The organism is Acinetobacter sp. 228 (genome assembly GCF_048147885.1).
Genome location: NZ_JAYWYV010000008.1, coordinates 1 through 17,674 on the forward strand (window position 1 = coordinate 1; position 17,674 = coordinate 17,674).

The window sequence follows — 17,674 nt, forward strand, 5'->3', positions numbered from 1 at the left end:
TAATGTACAAGTTGCTGTAGAAGCATGTTTAGTTCGTCTGATCACAGATACGTTATAAAGTAGTTTGAGACTTTTTTTAAATCCGTCAATGCGTAAGTCCTATTATATAAGGCTCAATCGAATCTATTAATTTTCTTTAGAGAGACTGATTTAAAAAGTATGAAATAGAGGCAAAACTAACATAAATTCAATCCTGTTTGCCAGCTTAAAATTTAACGTCAGAAAATGAAGTCAATGTCGAGATGCAGGAAAATTCAACCTGTAAATCAGTCAAGCCAATCAAAGTTGAAGAAGAAATGTGGAATAATTGTACGATAAGGCAAGAGACACTCAATAAACTGATAAATATTGTTGGTTAGTCTTTACCCCTCGCTGTTTTTTTAAGACAATAGGCAGCAGTTTTGAAAGTCTTTTCATCATTTCCTATTTCTGAATATTTTGGACTCTGATTTATGACAACCCCGCTTAATGAACGTCGTATTGCAAACGCAATTCGTGTATTGGCAATGGATGCTGTGCAAAAAGCAAACTCAGGACATCCAGGTGCTCCAATGGGGATGGCAGATATCGCTGATGTGGTTTGGCGTGAATTCATGAACCATAACCCGACCAACCCGAATTGGGCAAACCGTGACCGTTTTGTATTATCAAATGGCCATGGCTCTATGCTTCAATATGCGCTTCTTCATTTAACGGGCTACGATCTTTCAATTGAAGATCTAAAAGCATTCCGTCAACTTCATTCTAAAACACCTGGTCACCCGGAATTGGGTTATGCGCCAGGGATTGAAACGACAACTGGTCCTTTAGGTCAAGGTATCGCGAATGCCGTGGGTTTTGCACTGGCTGAAAAAACTTTAGCTGCACAATTTAACAAAGATGACCTTCAGGTTGTAGATCACTTCACTTACTGCTTCCTGGGCGATGGCTGTTTAATGGAAGGTGTTTCTCACGAAGCATGTTCTTTGGCGGGTACATTGGGTCTAGGCAAGCTGATTGCTTACTACGATGACAATGGCATCTCGATTGATGGCGAAGTGGAAGGCTGGTTCTCTGACGATACAGAACAACGCTTCCTGGCATACGGCTGGCAAGTCATTAGAGTTGATGGTCACGATGCTGATGCTTTACGTGCTGCAACTTTAGCAGCCAAAGCTGAAACTGCCCGACCAACGATCATCATCTGTAAAACAGTAATTGGTTTGGGTTCACCAAATAAACAAGGTAAAGAAGACAGTCACGGTGCACCACTCGGTCATGACGAAATCGTCCTGACTCGTGAAGCTTTGGGCTGGACTGATGAAGCATTTGTGATTCCTGAAGATGTGTATGCAGCTTGGGATGCGAAAGCTAAAGGTGCAGAAGCAGAAGCAGCCTGGAACGAAACATTTGCTGCCTATGCTGCAAAATATCCAGCAGAAGCTGCTGAGCTTAAACGTCGTTTATCGGGTGAATTGCCGGCTGACTTCGCGGCAAAAGCGGATGCCTACATTGCAGAAGTGAATGCCAAAGCTGAAACAATTGCGACGCGTAAAGCTAGCCAAAATGCATTGCAAGCACTTGTTCCATTATTGCCAGAAGTTCTAGGTGGTTCTGCTGATCTTGCAGGTTCTAACCTGACCCTTTGGAAAGGTGCGCAAGGCGTGCAGGATAATCCTGCGGGTAACTATGTACACTACGGTGTACGTGAATTCGGTATGACTGCAATTGCCAACGGCGTGGCGCTACATGGCGGTTTTATCCCTTATGTCGCTACATTCCTGATGTTTATGGAGTATGCACGTAATGCAGTACGTATGTCTGCATTAATGAAACAGCGCGTGATTCATGTTTATACGCATGACTCAATTGGTCTGGGTGAAGATGGTCCAACGCATCAACCTGTTGAGCAGATCGCATCGCTTCGTACTACGCCAAACCTGAATACATGGCGTCCATGTGACACGGTTGAAGCAGCAATTTCCTGGAAATCTGCACTCATGCGTGCTGATGGTCCGACAGCATTAATCTTCTCTCGTCAGAACTTGCCATTCCAGACCCGTACTCAAGCACAAATCGAGAACGTGGCAAAAGGTGGTTATGTACTGGCTGAAGAAAAAGGCGAATTAAAAGCAATTATTATTGCAACTGGTTCAGAAGTATCTCTGGCAATGGACGCTTATGCACAGCTTGAAGGCGTGCGTGTGGTATCTATGCCATGTGCCGAAGAATTCATGAAGCAAGATGCAGCTTATCGTGAAGCGGTTCTTCCATCAAACATTCGTGCACGTGTTGCGGTTGAAGCTGCACATGTAGATTACTGGTGGAAATTTGTGGGTCTTGATGGTCGCGTCATCGGTATGACCACTTATGGCGAATCTGCACCTGCAAAAGATCTGTTCCAGTTCTTCGGTATTACTACTGAAGCAGTGGTAGCAGCTGTAAAAGAGATTACTGCATAATCAACTGATTAGGTGGTTTTTTTAAAAGGCGCTCCAGTTTTGGGGCGTCTTTTGTTTTTTTGCTTTTTAGCGTTGTTTTCATGTGGCAACCGTTAGAAAGTCCTCCCGTAGTCGAAATGAAAGAGTGAGATGAACATGAGCTTGTATGAACAAATTAACGATGAAATTACTTTAATGGATGCAGGCGAACTCAAGTGGATCGGACAGGAATTACCTCTTGATGCGATGGTTGCAGTTGATTTAATGCTGCAAGAATTAGCCGAAGAAAAGGTCATTAAAGTGCGTCGTAAAAATCATGAAAAGACGACTGGCCTAAAACAGGTTGATCGTATTCTGGTTGAAAAACTTTAAACATAAAGCGTGAAAAGTCCCTGATTGGGGCTTTTTTTTATACCGGATGATTTTCATCTGATGGGTTGCTTATGAACACGAGATGAGATAAAGCTAGGTTTAGGCCGCTATAATAATTCAGCGACCACTATCGAAACGACTTAAATGAAAGAAATAAGCCAAAGAAGCAGTTAAACATGAATATACAGCCCCAGATCCAGATCAAAGCTCTAGAGCAAATATCACAGCCGGAATGGCTATTTTTATGGCAAGACTATCAACGCTTTTATCAGGCGCAAATTTCGGATGAGGTGAGTGAAAATACCTGGGATAAATTAACCAATTATGAATTAGATTCAATGTACGGTTTTGCTGCAATGATGGATGGAAAGGTTGTGGGAATTGTACATGTCATTGAGCATAACAGTAGCTGGACAGTAAGACCATATGCCTATTTGCAGGATTTATTTGTCCATCCAGATTATCGTGGCCGGGGCGTGGCGCGCAAGTTGCTTGAGCATATCTATCAGGTAGCGCAGCAGCGTAATTGCGACCGGGTGTACTGGCTAACTCAGGAATCAAACCATCAGGCACAAGCGTTATATAACAAAGTCGCCAAGAAAACCGGATTCATCCAATACCGTATGGATTGACCATCAAAAGTTAAAAAAATAACTTACAAATTTATCGTTTCATAGCTGCAACAAAACGTTTTATCTTTAGGGCTGCAAACGTTGCCAGTTTCTATACACTTGATGACATCCAAAACGAGAGATAAAAACATGAATTTCAAAACATTAGCATTAGGCTTGGCGGTTGCGTCCGTGGCAACTGTTTCTATGGCTAAACCAGTGGCTTATACCATTGATCCAACCCATACAGCCACCGTATTTAGCTGGGATCATTTTGGTTTTTCTACACCATCAGGTAACTTCTCAAATATTCAGGGTACCATTAATGTTGATGAGCAAAAACCTGCGAACTCTTCTGTGAATGTGACAATTCCACTGTCGAGTATCAATACCAACGTGAAAGCTTTGGATGAGCATTTAGTGGCGGCAGACTGGTTTGATGCAGCGAAATACCCAAACATCACTTTTAAAAGTACCAAAGTTGAAACTCAGGACAAAAAGAAATTTAAAATTATTGGTGATTTGACCATTAAAGGCGTTACTAAGCCAGTTGTATTGGATGCCGTTTTGAACAAGAAAGGCCCACACCCAATGACCAAAGCAGAAACAGTCGGTTTTAATGCCACTACATCATTCAACCGTTCTGCATTTGGTATCGCAAACTATGTACCTAATGTAGGTGATAAAATTACCGTACAGATTACCACTGAAGCAAGCGTGCCAACAGCCAAAGCGAAATAAGCACGACTTGATTAAAAAAGCACCTAAATTCAGGTGCTTTTTTAATTGGGCCAACAAGTTTAATTCCGGTTAAAAATAAGTAAACAGCCAAAACTGATAAAAATTCCACCGGTGATCCCGTCAATCCATTTGGCAAATTTTTGATAATAGGTATTCATTTTGCGCATTGAAAAAATAACAGCAACAACTGCAAACCAGAGCAGGCTTTCTACAAATACCAAGAGTAACAGGGAGGATTGCTCTGATAAGCTTGCATTGGGACTGATGGCCAGAGAAAAGACACTGCTAAAGTAAATCAGGGCTTTAGGGTTGGCCATATTGGTCAAAAACCCCTGAAGCATTAATTTAAAATATGATGCTTGTGCTACCGGGATAGATTCATGTTTTGGTTCAATTAAGGATAGTGGTTTTTTTAAACTTGACTTTAACATCAGGTAGCCTAAATAAAGTAGATATATGCCACCCAAGATCATTAACACCTGCTGCAACCAGGCCACTTTCTGAAACAGGAAATGTAAACCACTGAGCGCACAGATTGACCAGAGCAGAATACTCAACGAAATCCCGAGAGCTGCAAAGAGCGCATGTTTTCTGGACTGCCGTATCGCACTTTGTGTTACAAAGAAAAAGTCTGGTCCCGGGCTGATCAGGGCGAAAAAATGAATAACAGCGATACCGAATAATGCGCTCATAAAATTTTTAATATCAAGAATTGGAGTCAAGTTTAAAATGCGCTGAATCAAGATGCCATATTTAATTGAGCCAGATATTGTTCCAAGACAGTTTTTGAAGTCATTTCCAGCAAAGGTGCAAATTGAAGATTGGCTGCGCGAAGTGTAGGTATAGCAATATTAGCCTGTCGTAATTCACCAGTATGGCCAATCAGCCATTTTTCCAGACTGTCACTGGCTATTTCGGGATGAAATTGCAGGGCCAGAATATGATTACCCACACGGAAAGCCTGATGCGGATAAAGTTTAGAGCTGGCCAGTAATTCAGCCTGTGCAGGTAAATCAAAAGTATCACCGTGCCAATGCAGGACTTGAATATCTTCCAGAGCTTGCAGCGGATTATTTTCAACAGAAGCAAGGTTGAGTTTAGACCAGCCGATTTCTTTGGTATGCCCGGAATAGACTTTGCCACCCAACGCAGCAGCAATTAATTGAGCCCCTAAACAGATACCTAAAGTCGGTAGATTTCTCTCTAAACGAACTTTAAGTAAGTTTATTTCCTCTTGCAGGAACGGGTAGTCTTGAGTTTCATAGACTGCAATAGGGCCTCCAAGAATGACTACTAAGCCAGGATGCTCAAAAGCTTTGTTAAGAACATCAATGCCGGCTTCAAAATAGCGGACGCGTAAGCCGAGCTGATAAAAAACATCTTCCCAAGCGCCTAAGTCTTCAAAAGCCAGATGTTGAATGGCATATATAGTATCGGGGAGGTGGGCTAAGTTCAGCATAGTTTTTTGATATCAAGAGAATGATTTAATTTAACGTGAATCAAAAGCAAAATAAAAGGCTTTATCTACCGATCCTGTGCAAAATAGAAAATAATGGGTATCGGTGTACTATCAGCAAGTAAGTAAAAATTTTCGTGTGATCGCTACATCAAGCATTTCATTTTTTCTTTTGTATAAGAAAGGGAGTAGAGTAAGGCTGCCGTACTGAATAAAAACAATAAGGTCATCAGGAACAAGGATATGCAAAATATACGTTTATATGTCGATAAAAATAGAATCAGCCCTTATGCTATGTCGGTCTATGTTGCCTTAAAAGAAAAGGGTTTAGATTTTCAGGAAATCGTGATTGATTTAGATCAGCAGCAACAGAAATCTGCGGCTTATCAAGCCATTTGTCCAAGTGCTAAAGTTCCGTGTTTAACGCTAGATCATTTTAGTCTGTTTGAATCATGGGCAATCACTGAATACTTGGAGGATGTCTTTTCAGCACCTAATTATCCAGCTTTATATCCTAAGGAAATTCAAGCCAGAGCCAAATGTCGCGCCCTACAAGCCTTGGTCAAAACCGATTTTATGCAAATCCGTCAGCAGATGCCTTCTGATTCGGTATTTCATCCAGCAAAAATATCTACACCTCTTACAGCTCCGATAACTGAAGAAATTCAGCGCTTGGTGAATGTGGCAGAACATATGCTGAAGGACATATGGTTGACTGAACACTGGTCAATTGCAGACTTCGATTTGGCCTTTATGTTGCATCGTTTGTTGAGCCATCAGGTGAATCTTCCTGTGAAAATAATAGGATATGTCGAGCGTAATTTTAAGCGTGTTTCGGTACAGGCGTGGCTGGCAGAACATGAAAAAGCCAAAACTTTAATTTAATGCCGACTGATAAAACAGTTCATAAAAAACCTACTTAAATAGATAAAATTCAAGCGTAATATGAATCAGAACAAGACTTGAATAATGCTGAGGATGCATGTCCTCGTTGAATAAGAAGGAAGGAGTAGCCGGTGGGGAATTCACATCATCATGAGCATAGTCATGTCAACGTGACTGCAGACAATGCCAGAAAATTATCGATAGCGCTGGGATTAACCACGACTTTTTTAATTGTGGAAGTAATTGCCGGTTTTCTGACCCAAAGTCTGGCTTTGCTCTCTGATGCTGCACATATGTTTACCGATGCTGCCGCACTGGCTATTGCACTGGTGGCTATCAAGATCGGACAAAAACCGGCAGACAATAAACGGACTTTTGGTTATCAACGTTTTGAAATTCTGGCTGCCCTGTTTAACGCCTTGATGCTGTTTGTGGTTGCGATTTATATCTTGTTTGAAGCTTATCAGCGTTTGAGTCATCCACCAGAAATTCAAAGCCTTGGCATGATGATTGTTGCTGTTTTGGGGCTGATCATTAACCTGATTTCCATGAAAATTCTGGTGTCCAGCAGTCAGGAAAGTCTCAATGTCAAAGGTGCATATCTGGAAGTGCTGAGTGATGCACTGGGATCTGTAGGCGTGATTATTGGAGCGCTAGTGATTTATTTCACCGGCTGGATGTGGATAGATACACTCATTGCAGTATTAATCGGATTTTGGGTATTGCCAAGAACCTGGATTTTACTGAAACAGAGCATCAATATTCTGCTTGAAGGTGTGCCGGAGGAAATTGATATTGAAAAATTACGTCACGATCTTTTGGCACTTGACGGGGTCCAGGATATTCATCAGCTTAAGGTCTGGGCGATTACGTCCAAAAAAGTCATGCTGACTGTGCATCTGGTTGCGCCGAATGTGGATTATCAGAAACTGCGTCATCAGGCCTTTGAGATGCTCCACCATGAGCATCATATTACTGAGATGACCTTGCAGATTGAAGCGGAAGATTGTCCGCCGGAACATCGGGGACAATCCTCACATCAGCACTCACATGCCGAAAGCCATCAGCATTGAAATTGAATAGTCTTAACAGCAGAAATATTTTTTATTTTTTTAAAAGTGAGCGAATCACATCCAGATAACTTGGCGGAGCATCGACATACTCACGCTCCCTTAACATCTGGTGCATTCTCGCCAGCTTTTGATGCGGAACAGAGGCCATTAAATGATGTTCAATATGATAGTTCACATGAATCGGGGCAACCAAAGCACGTGCCAACCAGCCTGCACGAGTAGTTCGGGTATTGCTAAGGGCAGAATGACTGGTTTCTAATCCGGCATGTTCAGCCATGGCGCGGATGCGGATGAACAAAGGAAATGGAGTGATATAGGCGAGAGGCCATAATAAATACAGTTTAGGATGGCCACTGACCCACAGTGCAGAAAAAATTGCTGCATTTGAGATGAGCATACCGGAACTATTCTTAAACAGATTCTTTGCTAACTCTAAATTGCTGCGATCACCACGCGGAATTGGCTTGGGGTCATTGGAAACACTCCATTCCAGTAATTCAAGATCCATTAATACTCGACCTGTAAGGAACTTAAGTCCAGATTGCCCATTCAGGTCACGAAAGAATTTCCTAAATAGTGAGCTTTGAGTAATGGGGAAATTTTTTACCAACCCCAAGTCAGGATCATCTGGCTGCGAGGTTTTAGCATGATGTTTCAGATGATAAGGACGATACTTGCTGACATCATTCCAGATCGGGCGTGCACAGAGCCAGTCGGTCAAATGAGTGTTCAACCATTTGGTTTTGAACAGGCTATGATGTGAGGCATCATGCATCAAAATAGCCATCGCAAGCTGGCGTCCCGCAAGAATGGCCAATGCCAGCGCGCACATCAGGACTTTCCCCCACGTAGGTAAATATTCCCAGCTATAGGCGACCGTGCCAAAGGTCATGACAATTACGGTCCATGTCGAACCTACTGCCCAGACACCGTGCAAGTCTGAGGTCGTGGTGAGTTCTTTAATTTCATCACGACTAAAAAGTTCTGTGACACTGACCTTGCTGTTCATTCTTCTGCCTATATTTAGTTCTTATTGCTATATTCAATATATTTGGATGAAATATTACAGTCAATTTATTTTTGTGTATAAAAAAGAAATAATTTAGAGCCCTTGGTCTTTAAAATAGTGTTGCCATAAAAGTTGTCCCTGTTTTTCTATTTTGCGGACTGCGAGCTCAAATTGTTGTCGAGCCTCGGTATCTATCCATTCTGCAGGAAGCAAAGGGTCAGCACGTAAACTAAATAGGGCAGACTTACCTAGATAAAAGGCACTTTTTGCAGCCTCTGCTAAAGTCAGATTTTGGTAATTCTCAAACCAGGCGTTGATATCATGCTGTACTACATGATAGGTCTGATGTAGCGCTTCGATATCCCATAAATCACGAACTTCAGTTTCACTTTCCAGCTGACTGACTTGGAAAAAACGTGCATCAGCATCTAATCCAAACCGGATTACAGCTGTTTTTAATGTGCTTAGACTCAGTGTTAAATTATCTGGACGAATAAAAACATTTTGTTCCAATTCCTGAAAACCATAATAATGCAGCGCTTTTTCCCTTCTAGATAATGACGTACGATCTACGCGCCCTAAAGTACCCGTATAGACCAGTACATATTTTCCATTCCATGTGGTCACAGTTTGTATATAGGGTTGTTTGTTTAAACTGATAAAAGAAGTATCGAACTTTTTTTCTAGCAACTGATACACACCGCGCTCTACAGATTGAATGACATTTTCCTGATTTAATCGGGCCACAGCGACGCGTATGCCATTCTCAGATATGCCTAATAATTCAGCAGCCGTTAATATCCGCCTAATAGAGAGGGCTGAGTCTTTCGAAGCGTAGAGAAGGTCTAAAACAAGATGACGTGCATTCAGTTTATAAGTCATGAAACGATATCGTAATTAAAAGAATTGAAAGTTTTGAAGTTTATTTACAATAGCACTTTGTTGTGAATTACCCAAAAAATGTCGGGGTGAAAGTAGCTAAGACGTGATTTTTAGAGATACTTTTTATCAATCAAAATTTTTAGAATTTAATAAAAAAACCCTTATCTTTCGATAAGGGTTTTTCGTATTCTGGAGCGGGAAAGGAGACTCGAACTCCCGACCCCAACCTTGGCAAGGTTATGCTCTACCAACTGAGCTATTCCCGCAATGAGGTGAATTATAGAGAATTCCACAGCAGTGTCAACTCTCTATAAATCTGTTTGATTAATTAATCAGCACGTCGCCAGACAGTACCTTGACGGGTATCCTCAAGAACAACACCTTGATCAAGTAAAGATTGACGAATCTCATCCGCACGGGCGAATTCTTTGGCTTTCTTGGCATCCTGACGCTGTTGAATCAAATCTTCAATTTGTTCAGGTGATAGTCCCAATGCTTCCTGACCAATGTCAGATTTGAGGAACTCATCTACATCTTGCTGTACCAGACCGAGAATATTGGTCAGGTGACGTAAAGTTGCATAATAAATCGCTGCTTGTTCCGCATTTTCTTCTTTTACAGCACGATTCAGTTCTTTATTGATTTCGAACAATACCGCAATCGCTTCAGGCGTATTGAAATCATCACGCATAGCGGCATTAAAACGTTCAACAAAAGCCTCATCCAGAGTTTCAACCAGATGATCACCATAAACCGCTTGATAGGTTTTAAACGAGTGATAGAAACGAGATAAGGTATTTTTTGCTTCTTTTAAGGCAACATCCGAGTAATTCACCGGGCTACGATAATGGGAAGAAACAATGAAATAACGTACCACTTCCGGATGGAATTTTTCAATCACGTCGCGAATGGTGAAGAAATTGCCTAAAGACTTCGACATTTTCTCGCCATCGACATTAATAAATCCGGCATGCATCCAGTAATTGACATACTGTTCGCCAGTAGAAGCTTCAGATTGTGCAATTTCATTTTCATGGTGCGGGAAGGTCAGATCAGCACCGCCGCCATGAATATCGAAATGATTACCCAGGCAGCAGGTCGACATTGCTGAACATTCGATGTGCCAGCCCGGACGGCCATTACCCCAAGGGGAAGCCCATGACGGTTCATTTTCCTTGGCATGTTTCCACAGTACAAAGTCAAATGGATGTTTCTTTTCGACTTCAACATCGACACGTTCAGACGCACCCGCTTGCATATCTTCCAGTTTACGGCCAGAAAGACGACCATATTTGGCAAACTTCTCGACCTCAAAGTAGACATCACCATTATTGGATGGATAAGCCGTACCATTGTCGACCAGGTTGCTGATCATATCCTGCATCTGATTGATGTAATCTGTTGCTTTAGGTGCTACATCAGGTGCAAGGCAACCCAGTTTGGCAAAATCTTCATTCATCGCATCAATAAAGCGACTGGTCAAATCCGAGATACTTTCACCATTTTCATTGGCACGTTTAATAATCTTGTCATCAATGTCGGTGATGTTGCGCACATATTTGACCTTCCAGCCTTGGCTGCGCAAGAAACGGATAATGTAGTCAAATGCAACCACTGTACGTGCGTGTCCTATATGACAATAATCATAGACCGTCATTCCACAGACATACAGGTCAATCTGACCTTCAACACGAGGTACGAATTCTACTTTTTTGCGTTGCTCTGAGTTATATAGAACAAATGGTTGCATAGCTGTTCAAAGGACTTCAAATAAAAGGATGATTCATCTTAACCTAAGCATAATTATTCATAAAGATAAAAGCGTAAAAAGCCTCAGTTATTTAGCCTAGTTAGGTAGTAACAATGATTGAGAAAGAAAAGATTTCTGGACTGAAATGACAATAATGAATTGGTCTTTTCAGGGGCAGTGTTTGCGAGGGGAATTAAGGAGTATTGGAATGAGGATGTTCTTTTATGAATATAATTCATTAAGACAAGCGTGAGGATATTCTGATAAAAAATAAAAACAAGCACAGTCTACAGTTTCAAAAATGGAGCAAATGTAGAGGTGGATATACCTGGCTTCGCAAGTCAAATACAATCGAAATATATTAAAAATACGTCGAATCTTATACATTTAGAAATCTTGCAATTGCATAGCTATGCTAAAATTGCGAAAATTATGCCCATCAAACCAGAGTTTTTCTCTGTCCTTAGCGTAGGTAAACAGGCTTTGAATCCACAAAAAACAGCGAATCAGCTAGATTTCCAAAAAGTCGCACTTGAAACACTGCGCATCGAAGAAAATGCGTTACAGATTTTAGCAACACAGATTGATGACCGTTTTAGCCGCGCATGTGAGATTATTCTGCAGTGTACCGGCCGTCTGGTGATTACCGGAATGGGCAAGTCGGGTCATATTGGCCGTAAAATGGCGGCGACCTTTGCTTCGACCGGAACGCCATCGTTCTTTATGCATCCTGGTGAAGCAGGTCATGGTGACTTAGGGATGCTGGTGTCAGGTGACGTGCTGATTGCAATTTCAAACTCGGGCAAGAGTGATGAGATCATGATGCTGATGCCCCTGATCAAGCATCTGCAAATTCCCCTGATTACCATCAGTGGTGATGACCAAGGTCCCATGCCACAAAATGCTGATGTAGCTTTGACGCTCGGTAATATTCAGGAAGCGTGTCCACTCGGTCTGGCGCCAACTTCAAGTACTACCGCCACACTGGCTTTGGGTGATGCTCTGGCAGTAGCTTTGCTGGATGCTCGCGGCTTTACTTCAGATGATTTTGCACGTTCACATCCTGCGGGTGCGTTGGGTAAGCGCCTGTTGTTGCATGTAAAACATCTGATGCGTACTGGAGCCGATTTGCCGAAAGTCTCGCCAGATACGCCGATGAACCAGGTTTTATACGAGATTTCAAATAAACGTCTAGGTTTGACCACAATTGTCGATCAAAATGACCTCCTGCTCGGTATTTTTACAGACGGGGACTTACGCCGCTTAATCGATAAACAGCAAGGCTTTGATGTCAATCTGGCAGTGCAAGACGTAATGATCAAGAATCCGTTGACTATTTCTCAGGAAGAACGTGCAGTGATCGCGCTGGAGCGTATGAATGAGCATAAAATTAATCAATTTGTAGTTGTTGATGATGCCAATAAAGTCATTGGCGTGATCAGTATGCATGACCTGATTCAGGCTGGGGTAAATTAATAGATGGCATCTTATGTATTGTTAGAGCAGGCACGTCATATCGCAGCAATGGTGCTTGATGTCGATGGTATTTTAAGTGACGGTTTTGTTACCTTGACTAATTCGGGTGACGAGATTAAATCCTTTGATATTCGTGATGGTCTGGGCATGAAACTGGTTCAGCAGGCGGGAATCAAGGTGATTATTATCACCGGTCGTCAAAGTCGTATTGTTGAAAAGCGTATGTCAGATCTGGGTGTTGATCTGGTCTATCAGGGCCGTGAAGATAAAGGCACAGCTCTTCGTGAAGCATGTGCACAGCTTAACATTGATCCTGAAGATTGCCTGTACATGGGTGATGACTGGCCTGATCTGTCTGCTTTTGCCATTGCGGGCATGAAAGTGACAGTGCCTAATGGTCATGTCGAAGTTCGCCGTCGGGCCGATCTGGTCACTCAAGCCTACGGTGGTCGCGGTGCGGTTCGTGAAATCTGCGACATGCTGTTAATGTCCAAAGGCATGTACCAAGAGTTACTTGAAAAATATATTCGTGCACCTTATTAATAAGTCCTATCTTTTGGATTAAGTACACCGCTTATGGATACTAAAGTTTTATACATTACGGCTGTGATTATTGCCGCAATAAGTGGTGGTTATTACTATTACAGCGGCAAAGGTAACAAGCTGCAGGCAGACTCTGCACGCAGCATGACCTATTCCGCTCAAAATATTAACTTAACCCAGACAGATGAATCAGGCCAGGTGTCGGTTCGTGCCCAAGTGGATCGACTTGAGCAGAATCTGCAGCTAGAAACCTCAAAGCTGGAAAATCTGCGAGCATCGACTTATGACAATGGTAAAATCGATGCCACTTTCTTTGCCAAAATGGCGCATGGTTATGATGACAATACAAAAGTTGTACTCTCTCAAGAAGTGCTCGCCACCAAAATCATGCAAAATGGGAAAATGCAGTTCCGTACTGAAGAACTGACCGCTTTTCCGAAAATACGCGAAATTGAAACAGACAAGACAGTGATTGTGGAATCTCCACAGGCTGAATTTGTCAGCCAGGGTCTTAAAGCCAATCTTAATGATGGTCAATACGAATTCTTTAATATTCGAGGAAAGTATGAACCAAACTCCTAAAGCCAAAATGATGCACACTTTCCTAAAGCGTATAACGCTAGCGACTGTGGTTGGACTCGGTTCAATCACTGCTTTTGCGCTGCCATCTGACCGTAATCAGCCAATTACCTTGCTGGCTGACCGCGCGACTTTTAATGAGCGGACGGGTGTGACGACTTATTCTGGTAATGTCATCATTGAACAGGGCACCATGAAGCTGCAAGCCAATTCGATTGTGGCTAATCTGAACAGTAAACGCCAGATCAGCCTCATTACGGCGACAGGCAGTCCGGCACAGTTTCAGCAAAAAGTAGATCCGGACAAAGGTCTGGCGAAAGGTCAGGCACAAAAAATTGTCTATAATGCCGAAACAGGCATTATTACCTTGTCCGGTAATGCTTTCCTGCAACAGGATGGTGCCAGTATTCGCGGTACAACTTTAAAGTACAGCATGAATAAAGGCGATATCGAAGCCACAGGAACTCCAAACAAGACTGGTTCTTCTTCAGGCCGTGTACAAATCGTGATTCCACCGTCTACTTCAAAATCCTTCCCGGGAGCGCGTGATTAATGGAGCAATCGCAGCAGGTTCAGACCTTAACCATTAAGCATCTGGCGAAAAATTATAATAAGCGCTGGGTCGTCAAAGATGTATCGTTCAGTATGCAAAGTGGCCAGATTGTGGGACTGCTGGGCCCAAACGGGGCTGGTAAAACCACCAGTTTTTATATGGTTGTTGGGCTGGTACGGATGGATAAGGGCGAAATTTATCTGGATGATCTGGATCTTTCCGACCTGGCCATGCATGAGCGGGCACGTAAAGGGATTGGCTATTTGCCGCAGGAAGCTTCAATCTTCCGGAAGCTGACGATTTCAGAAAATATCATGGCGATTCTGGAAACCCGTAAAGAGCTGACCAAGGCCCAACGTCAGCAACGTCTGGCAGAGCTACTGGCGGACTTTAAAATTACCCATATTAAAGATTCCTTGGGAATGAGTGTGTCCGGCGGTGAGCGACGTCGTGCCGAAATTGCACGTGCCTTGGCTGCTGATCCTAAATTTATGCTACTCGATGAGCCTTTTGCCGGTGTCGATCCGATTTCGGTTGGAGATATTAAGGATATTATTACCAACTTGAAAGATCGGGGTATTGGCGTGCTGATTACCGATCACAATGTCCGTGAAACACTGGCGATTTGTGAACATGCTTATATTGTCAGTGAAGGTGCAGTGATTGCTGAAGGTACACCGGAAGAAATTCTGGCGAATGAGACCGTGAGAAAAGTTTATCTGGGTGATGATTTCACTGTTTAAATGTCTCTTACTTTATAAAAAACCTGCATCAGATTTCAATTGTCAGATGCAGGTTTTTTAATTAGCGGCAAAGAACCATTGCATTCAATGTCCTTGCCGAAGAAGAAAAATGAGTAAAAAACAGGCAAGAATGCAAGTTTCCCGGATCTGATGATTTTTAAAGCCTTTCAAAACAATCGAGTAAAATCAAGACTCTCCTTGGAGAGGCTTTTTATTTGTCTGTACAAAGCGGGTATACTGCAACAGTAAGAGTTTAAAGCCTGAAGTTATGCCATTTACCATTGCCAGCCTAGTCAGTTTTGAGGAAGATATCAAAAAAAGCCGCTTTCAGGCCTTTGCTACCCCTGTTGAAAATGAGCAGGAGGTGAAAGATTTTCTGGAGGCTTATCGTGATCCAAGCACCACACATCAATGCTGGGCCTGGAAAATTGGTCATCAGGTACGCTTTAATGATGACGGTGAACCTTCAGGTACTGCAGGACGTCCGATACTGGCGACTATTGAGGGTAATGAACTGACCAATGTGCTGGTACTGGTCAATCGCTGGTATGGCGGAATCAAGCTGGGAACAGGAGGCTTGGTGCGAGCCTATGGGGGTTGCGCTGGACAATGCTTGCTATTAGCAGAAAAAATTGAACTGATTGAAAAGAAAAAGGTGCAATTTTCCTGTCAATTTAATGAGTGGGCCATATTCCAGTATGAATTGAATCAGCAGCAAATCGATTATCAGGAAGAATATACAGCCGAAGGTGTGCAGGTTAGCGCCTTATTTCAATTACATCAAATTCAACCCTTTGCCCTGAAAGTTCAGGATGTGACGCGTGGCCGGGAACAGTTAAAAATTATTGAAGAAGCGACAGATGACTGACGTAGATCCATTACTGAAATATCGTGAGCAGCATAAACATCGTCTGAACTATATGCCTTGGCTGTACTGGTCCTTAAAGCCCAAAAATCGCGGTTGGGCAGAAGCATGGCAAAAGGAATATCAGGCTTATCTGATGGAGATGGAAACCATCGAGATTGGTGAAAACTGTTTTATTTCACCACTGGCACATATCTTTGCCGAACCGGGGCGCAAAATCATCATCGGTGATAATACCTTTATTGCCGCAGATTGCACCTTGCATGGTCCACTGGACATTGGGAATGAAGTGGCGATTAATCATCACTGTATTCTGGATGGCGGTCGGGTAGGGATTAAACTGCATGATCAGGTACGTATCGCTGCTTATTGTCATCTTTATGCCTTTGATCACGGGATGGATCCCGAGCAGCCAATTTATCAGCAACCGGTGCGCTCACAAGGCATCGAGATCGGCCGGGATGTGTGGCTAGGTGCACACGTGGGTATCAAGGACGGAATTAAAATCGCAGATCAGGCTGTGGTGGGAATGAACAGTATGGTGACCAAGGATGTTGAAGCGCGTGCAATTGTCGCCGGAAATCCGGCTAGATTGATTCGTTATCGTGAATAAGTTTTTTGAAGTCAACGGTTTGAAATAAAAGTTGGAACGAGTAGAAAAATAGGTTTAGCGATCTATATTTATTCACATAAAAGTTAACATATTTCAATTCAAGCCTTACAGATTTTGCTGCACATTTTTGAATGCTTATGCTAAGTTAAAAATAACTAAGAAATTTTTATCATAACTAGAGAGGCTAAACATGAAACGTGTCATTGCCTGCATTGACTCATCCCCATGTATAAACGCGCTGGCAGACGCAGCTGCATGGATTGCCAAACAGACTGGCCGTGAACTGGTCTTGTTACAGGTTCTGGATTATTACCCTGCCAGTTATCATTTAGGGGAAATCAGTGGAGTGATTGGCTTTGAAAGTAACGCCATGTTACTGAAAGAGCTGGCTGAACTTGAACAAAAACAAAGTGAAATCGCGCTGGATTATAGCAATAATCTGCTGCAGCACATTTCTGAACGGATTCTGGCAGAACATGGTATTCACACCACACACATTCAGGAAAAGGGCGATTTTCTGGAACAAAGCTTCCAGATTCTGCAGCCTGATGATATTGCGGTGATAGGCTTGCTCGGCGAACGTTCAGCTGAAAAAAACAAACCAATTGGCACCAATGTCGAAAACTTTATTCGTGGGGCTAACTGTACCGTCATGACAGTCGGAGAACAGTTTAAGCCACCGACACGCTTTATTTTTGCCTATGAATATTCACCCACTTGCATCAAGATGATGAAACGGATTGCAGAAAGCGATTTGCTACGCTTATTGCAATGTCATCTGTTATATGTCGGTGATCATGCTGAAATTCTGAATGAACCTTTGCAATATTTAACTCAGGCTGGCTTAGAGGTGGTACCACAATATCGCTATGGTGATGTTGCAGAAAATATTTTGTCCTATCAGCAGGAACAGGGGATTCAACTGATTGTGCTTGGCGCATTCAGTCACAGTAAAATCCACCAGTTCTTCTTAGGAAGTATTGCAACCACAATTTTCCGTAATTCCAAAGTTCCTTTGCTGGTTGCCAAGTGAGAATTGCAAAAGATTGCCAGGTGCGGAGTCTAATCGTAAATTGTTACAGCTTGAGTTAAAAATGACCAGA

The 17,674-nt window shown here is 42.6% G+C and carries 19 protein-coding genes and 1 tRNA gene; 14 read left to right on the forward strand and 6 right to left on the reverse strand.

Annotated elements, in window-relative coordinates:
• Window positions 1-452 precede the first annotated feature (452 nt).
• The 4 genes from tkt (at window position 453) to VXQ92_RS07945 (ending at window position 4,144) form a co-directional block, all read left to right on the forward strand.
• A complete protein-coding gene (gene tkt, locus VXQ92_RS07930; RefSeq protein WP_416681045.1) occupies window positions 453-2,441 on the forward strand; it encodes a transketolase in 1,989 nt (662 codons plus the stop codon).
• A gap of 135 nt (window positions 2,442-2,576) precedes the next feature.
• Window positions 2,577-2,792 (forward strand): hypothetical protein, encoded by a 216-nt coding sequence (locus VXQ92_RS07935; RefSeq protein WP_064095957.1) that lies wholly within the window; start codon window positions 2,577-2,579, stop codon window positions 2,790-2,792.
• Between the two features lie 176 nt (window positions 2,793-2,968).
• The gene (locus VXQ92_RS07940; protein ID WP_191730627.1) at window positions 2,969-3,424 is read left to right on the forward strand and encodes a GNAT family N-acetyltransferase; all 456 of its coding nucleotides are present in this window, start codon (window positions 2,969-2,971) and stop codon (window positions 3,422-3,424) included.
• 129 nt (window positions 3,425-3,553) lie between these two features.
• On the forward strand, window positions 3,554-4,144 hold the full coding sequence (locus tag VXQ92_RS07945; protein ID WP_416681046.1) for a YceI family protein: 591 nt from the start codon (window positions 3,554-3,556) through the stop codon (window positions 4,142-4,144).
• A 59-nt stretch (window positions 4,145-4,203) separates the two neighbouring features.
• On the opposite strand, the gene VXQ92_RS07950 is transcribed toward VXQ92_RS07945, so the two are convergent.
• Window positions 4,204-4,836, reverse strand: coding sequence for a LysE family transporter (locus VXQ92_RS07950; RefSeq protein WP_416681047.1), 633 nt, complete (start codon window positions 4,834-4,836; stop codon window positions 4,204-4,206).
• Between the two features lie 47 nt (window positions 4,837-4,883).
• Complete coding sequence (locus tag VXQ92_RS07955) at window positions 4,884-5,603, reverse strand: glutamine amidotransferase (RefSeq protein ID WP_416681048.1); 720 nt, start codon at window positions 5,601-5,603, stop codon at window positions 4,884-4,886.
• Window positions 5,604-5,843: 240 nt separating this feature from the next.
• On the opposite strand from VXQ92_RS07955, the gene yfcF reads away from it, so the two are divergent.
• Together yfcF and VXQ92_RS07965 are read left to right on the forward strand one after the other, a co-directional pair.
• On the forward strand, window positions 5,844-6,485 hold the full coding sequence (gene yfcF, locus VXQ92_RS07960; RefSeq protein WP_416681049.1) for a glutathione transferase: 642 nt from the start codon (window positions 5,844-5,846) through the stop codon (window positions 6,483-6,485).
• A gap of 131 nt (window positions 6,486-6,616) precedes the next feature.
• On the forward strand, window positions 6,617-7,558 hold the full coding sequence (locus VXQ92_RS07965) for a cation diffusion facilitator family transporter (protein WP_416681050.1): 942 nt from the start codon (window positions 6,617-6,619) through the stop codon (window positions 7,556-7,558).
• Between the two features lie 31 nt (window positions 7,559-7,589).
• On the opposite strand, the gene VXQ92_RS07970 is transcribed toward VXQ92_RS07965, so the two are convergent.
• From VXQ92_RS07970 to cysS, 4 genes are all read right to left on the reverse strand, one after another.
• Entirely contained in the window at window positions 7,590-8,567 is a 978-nt protein-coding gene (locus tag VXQ92_RS07970; RefSeq protein WP_416681051.1) for a fatty acid desaturase family protein, read from the reverse strand.
• Window positions 8,568-8,660: 93 nt separating this feature from the next.
• Window positions 8,661-9,449 (reverse strand): hypothetical protein, encoded by a 789-nt coding sequence (locus tag VXQ92_RS07975; RefSeq protein WP_416681052.1) that lies wholly within the window; start codon window positions 9,447-9,449, stop codon window positions 8,661-8,663.
• Window positions 9,450-9,639: 190 nt separating this feature from the next.
• Window positions 9,640-9,715 (reverse strand) — tRNA-Gly (locus VXQ92_RS07980).
• Between the two features lie 62 nt (window positions 9,716-9,777).
• Window positions 9,778-11,199, reverse strand: a complete 1,422-nt coding sequence (gene cysS / locus VXQ92_RS07985; protein WP_416681053.1) for a cysteine--tRNA ligase — start codon at window positions 11,197-11,199, stop codon at window positions 9,778-9,780.
• Window positions 11,200-11,631: 432 nt separating this feature from the next.
• Here cysS and VXQ92_RS07990 point away from each other — a divergent pair, with 432 nt between their 5' ends.
• The 8 genes from VXQ92_RS07990 to VXQ92_RS08025 all read left to right on the forward strand — a co-directional run bounded on the left by VXQ92_RS07990 (window position 11,632) and on the right by VXQ92_RS08025 (window position 17,604).
• Window positions 11,632-12,675, forward strand: coding sequence for a KpsF/GutQ family sugar-phosphate isomerase (locus VXQ92_RS07990; protein WP_225215729.1), 1,044 nt, complete (start codon window positions 11,632-11,634; stop codon window positions 12,673-12,675).
• Window positions 12,676-12,678: 3 nt separating this feature from the next.
• Entirely contained in the window at window positions 12,679-13,218 is a 540-nt protein-coding gene (locus tag VXQ92_RS07995) for a KdsC family phosphatase (protein WP_064102017.1), read from the forward strand.
• A 33-nt stretch (window positions 13,219-13,251) separates the two neighbouring features.
• On the forward strand, window positions 13,252-13,800 hold the full coding sequence (gene lptC / locus VXQ92_RS08000) for an LPS export ABC transporter periplasmic protein LptC (protein WP_416681054.1): 549 nt from the start codon (window positions 13,252-13,254) through the stop codon (window positions 13,798-13,800).
• Window positions 13,784-14,350, forward strand: a complete 567-nt coding sequence (lptA, locus tag VXQ92_RS08005) for a lipopolysaccharide transport periplasmic protein LptA (protein WP_064095968.1) — start codon at window positions 13,784-13,786, stop codon at window positions 14,348-14,350. Before lptC ends, lptA begins: the two co-directional genes overlap by 17 nt.
• Window positions 14,350-15,093, forward strand: coding sequence for an LPS export ABC transporter ATP-binding protein (gene lptB / locus VXQ92_RS08010; protein WP_064095969.1), 744 nt, complete (start codon window positions 14,350-14,352; stop codon window positions 15,091-15,093). Before lptA ends, lptB begins: the two co-directional genes overlap by 1 nt.
• Window positions 15,094-15,361: 268 nt before the next feature.
• Window positions 15,362-15,961, forward strand: a complete 600-nt coding sequence (locus VXQ92_RS08015; protein WP_064102019.1) for an IMPACT family protein — start codon at window positions 15,362-15,364, stop codon at window positions 15,959-15,961.
• The gene (locus tag VXQ92_RS08020; protein ID WP_064095971.1) at window positions 15,954-16,571 is read left to right on the forward strand and encodes an acyltransferase; all 618 of its coding nucleotides are present in this window, start codon (window positions 15,954-15,956) and stop codon (window positions 16,569-16,571) included. Before VXQ92_RS08015 ends, VXQ92_RS08020 begins: the two co-directional genes overlap by 8 nt.
• A gap of 190 nt (window positions 16,572-16,761) precedes the next feature.
• Window positions 16,762-17,604, forward strand: coding sequence for a universal stress protein (locus VXQ92_RS08025; protein WP_064095972.1), 843 nt, complete (start codon window positions 16,762-16,764; stop codon window positions 17,602-17,604).
• Window positions 17,605-17,674: the final 70 nt, after the last annotated feature.

What these genes read in the sequence shown, in the direction of transcription:
- VXQ92_RS07945 (WP_416681046.1), top strand. Translation starts at nt 3,554, where the DNA reads ATGAATTTCAAAACATTAGCATTAGGCTTGGCGGTTGCGTCCGTGGCA.
- VXQ92_RS07955 (WP_416681048.1), bottom strand. Translation starts at nt 5,603, where the DNA reads ATGCTGAACTTAGCCCACCTCCCCGATACTATATATGCCATTCAACAT.
- VXQ92_RS07975 (WP_416681052.1), bottom strand. Translation starts at nt 9,449, where the DNA reads ATGACTTATAAACTGAATGCACGTCATCTTGTTTTAGACCTTCTCTAC.
- VXQ92_RS07990 (WP_225215729.1), top strand. Translation starts at nt 11,632, where the DNA reads ATGCCCATCAAACCAGAGTTTTTCTCTGTCCTTAGCGTAGGTAAACAG.
- tkt (WP_416681045.1), top strand. Translation starts at nt 453, where the DNA reads ATGACAACCCCGCTTAATGAACGTCGTATTGCAAACGCAATTCGTGTA.
- VXQ92_RS07995 (WP_064102017.1), top strand. Translation starts at nt 12,679, where the DNA reads ATGGCATCTTATGTATTGTTAGAGCAGGCACGTCATATCGCAGCAATG.
- lptA (WP_064095968.1), top strand. Translation starts at nt 13,784, where the DNA reads ATGAACCAAACTCCTAAAGCCAAAATGATGCACACTTTCCTAAAGCGT.
- VXQ92_RS08015 (WP_064102019.1), top strand. Translation starts at nt 15,362, where the DNA reads ATGCCATTTACCATTGCCAGCCTAGTCAGTTTTGAGGAAGATATCAAA.
- VXQ92_RS07970 (WP_416681051.1), bottom strand. Translation starts at nt 8,567, where the DNA reads ATGAACAGCAAGGTCAGTGTCACAGAACTTTTTAGTCGTGATGAAATT.
- VXQ92_RS08020 (WP_064095971.1), top strand. Translation starts at nt 15,954, where the DNA reads ATGACTGACGTAGATCCATTACTGAAATATCGTGAGCAGCATAAACAT.
- lptB (WP_064095969.1), top strand. Translation starts at nt 14,350, where the DNA reads ATGGAGCAATCGCAGCAGGTTCAGACCTTAACCATTAAGCATCTGGCG.
- yfcF (WP_416681049.1), top strand. Translation starts at nt 5,844, where the DNA reads ATGCAAAATATACGTTTATATGTCGATAAAAATAGAATCAGCCCTTAT.
- VXQ92_RS07950 (WP_416681047.1), bottom strand. Translation starts at nt 4,836, where the DNA reads ATGAGCGCATTATTCGGTATCGCTGTTATTCATTTTTTCGCCCTGATC.
- cysS (WP_416681053.1), bottom strand. Translation starts at nt 11,199, where the DNA reads ATGCAACCATTTGTTCTATATAACTCAGAGCAACGCAAAAAAGTAGAA.
- VXQ92_RS07935 (WP_064095957.1), top strand. Translation starts at nt 2,577, where the DNA reads ATGAGCTTGTATGAACAAATTAACGATGAAATTACTTTAATGGATGCA.
- VXQ92_RS07940 (WP_191730627.1), top strand. Translation starts at nt 2,969, where the DNA reads ATGAATATACAGCCCCAGATCCAGATCAAAGCTCTAGAGCAAATATCA.
- VXQ92_RS08025 (WP_064095972.1), top strand. Translation starts at nt 16,762, where the DNA reads ATGAAACGTGTCATTGCCTGCATTGACTCATCCCCATGTATAAACGCG.
- lptC (WP_416681054.1), top strand. Translation starts at nt 13,252, where the DNA reads ATGGATACTAAAGTTTTATACATTACGGCTGTGATTATTGCCGCAATA.